The 1,985-nt window shown below is 46.8% G+C and carries 2 protein-coding genes; both read left to right on the forward strand.

Annotation, left to right across the window (positions count from 1 at the left end; all coding sequences use genetic code 11):
- Nucleotides 1–451 precede the first annotated feature (451 nt).
- A complete protein-coding gene (gene folE2 / locus B3O33_RS11405) occupies nucleotides 452–1,246 on the forward strand; it encodes a GTP cyclohydrolase FolE2 (protein ID WP_292361794.1) in 795 nt (264 codons plus the stop codon).
- Between the two features lie 5 nt (nucleotides 1,247–1,251).
- The coding region (gene ribB / locus B3O33_RS11410) for a 3,4-dihydroxy-2-butanone-4-phosphate synthase (RefSeq protein ID WP_292363619.1) at nucleotides 1,252–1,985 on the forward strand (734 nt) is incomplete at its 3' end.

Consider the following 1,985-nt stretch of genomic DNA (forward strand, 5'->3'; position numbering starts at 1 on the left):
CTTTCAGATAATTACCTTACTGATGGTTATATTCGGTCAACTGAATTTACTACCAAAGGAGTACTTACAGTGAGCAGTTTTCCGAGTGGTATGCCTCAGTTAAGCTTTCTGACAGAGTCGTGGTTTTGCAGTAACAGTTGATGGTGACCGGGTTTAAAGTGGCCAAGGTTTGTTGAGCTTGCATATCAACAGGCCCTAATGATTAAGGAGTAATACTTCTTTGGAATTGTTCGGCCCCTTGCACAACGAGATAATTTAATCGTAGCTGAATGAGAGGGTGTTATTCAGTTTCAACGGTTCTCCTCGACCCGTTCTCTTTGTTGAGACGTTTGGGTGGATCATGCCAGACAGCAAAATCAGCAGTTTTTTGTTTTCAAAGGCAGATCCACCTTTTTTTTTGAGGAAGACAACAGGTGATTGACCAGCAATCCAAACACAGAAGGATAGATCGATGAACCTACCCCTGCATATTCAACTGGAAGATGTTCAGAATACGCCAGATAAACGCTGCTTAATCATCGATAGAGTCGGCATAAAATCTTTGCGTTACCCCATATTTTTTCAAAGTGATGCGGATGAAGCACCAGTGCGTGTGGTGGCCGATTTCAATATGTATGTAAAGTTGCCTCATGATGTCAAAGGCACACATATGTCACGTTTCATCGAGCTGCTGGAAACGCCTGACCTGGTTATGTCCACTGAGAGTATTGCAGACTTCATGAACACCATGCTGACTCAGCTTGAGGCTGACAGCGGTCATCTGGAAATGCAGTTTCCGTTTTTTATTCGAAAGCAGGCACCGGTTTCCGGCGTCAGCAGTATGATGGATTACGATGTCACGCTGATTGCCAATATGCAGGAAACACTAAGCCTCAAACTTAAAGTCGCGATTCCGGTCACCAGCCTGTGTCCCTGCTCGAAAAAAATCTCCGAATATGGTGCGCATAATCAACGGTCAATGATTACCGTGACGGCCGAGTTGAATCAGATCATTAGCCTCAAATCGCTGATTGAGCAAATTGAACAACAGGCTTCCAGTGAGCTGTACGGTTTACTCAAACGGCCGGATGAAAAGTTTGTCACGGAGTATGCCTACGACAATCCCAAATTTGTTGAAGATCTGGTGCGTGATGTGGCTGCTTCGCTGAATAGCTGCGACGCCATTGTCGATTACATTATTGAATGTGAAAACTTTGAATCCATTCATAACCATTCGGCTTATGCCATGTTGCAGAAAAACAGGTGATCGCTATGAACTATCCTTTAGAACCTTTACGTTTCCCCGGTTCACAACAGCCTGTGATTTCGCCGGTTGAGGAAATAATTGACGAAATACGTCAGGGCAGAATGGTGATCCTGATCGATGACGAAGATCGGGAAAATGAAGGCGACATTGTGATTGCTGCCGATGCCGTTACAGCGGAACATATCAACTTTATGGCACGTTATGCCCGGGGTCTGATTTGTCTGACATTGACCGAAACACGCTGTCGCCAGCTGGATTTGCCTTTAATGGTCAAACATAACCGGGCGCAGTTAAGTACCAATTTCACCGTATCCATCGAAGCAGCGGAAGGTGTGACCACCGGGATTTCTGCTGCAGACCGTGCCCGAACCGTTCAAGCGGCTGTGGCGGCAAATGCTACCCCAACGGATATTGTCCGGCCCGGGCATATTTTTCCCCTGATGGCACAACCCGGTGGCGTATTGGCTCGTGCTGGTCATACGGAAGCGGGTTGTGACGTTGCCGCGATGGCTGACAGAACGCCTGCCTCAGTGATCTGTGAGATTATGAATGAAGACGGCAGTATGGTGAGGTTGCCGGACTTGCAAAACTTTGCCCGTGAGCATGGTCTGAAAATTGGCACGATAGCGGACTTGATTGCCTACCGGCATCAGACAGAAACCTTGATTGAACGTAAAAGCAGTCGACGAATCGAAACGGTTTTTGGCGAATTTGAGCTAATCGGTTACCGGGATATCAC

Source organism: Methylophaga sp. UBA1464 (assembly GCF_002325665.1).
Taxonomy (GTDB): domain Bacteria; phylum Pseudomonadota; class Gammaproteobacteria; order Nitrosococcales; family Methylophagaceae; genus Methylophaga.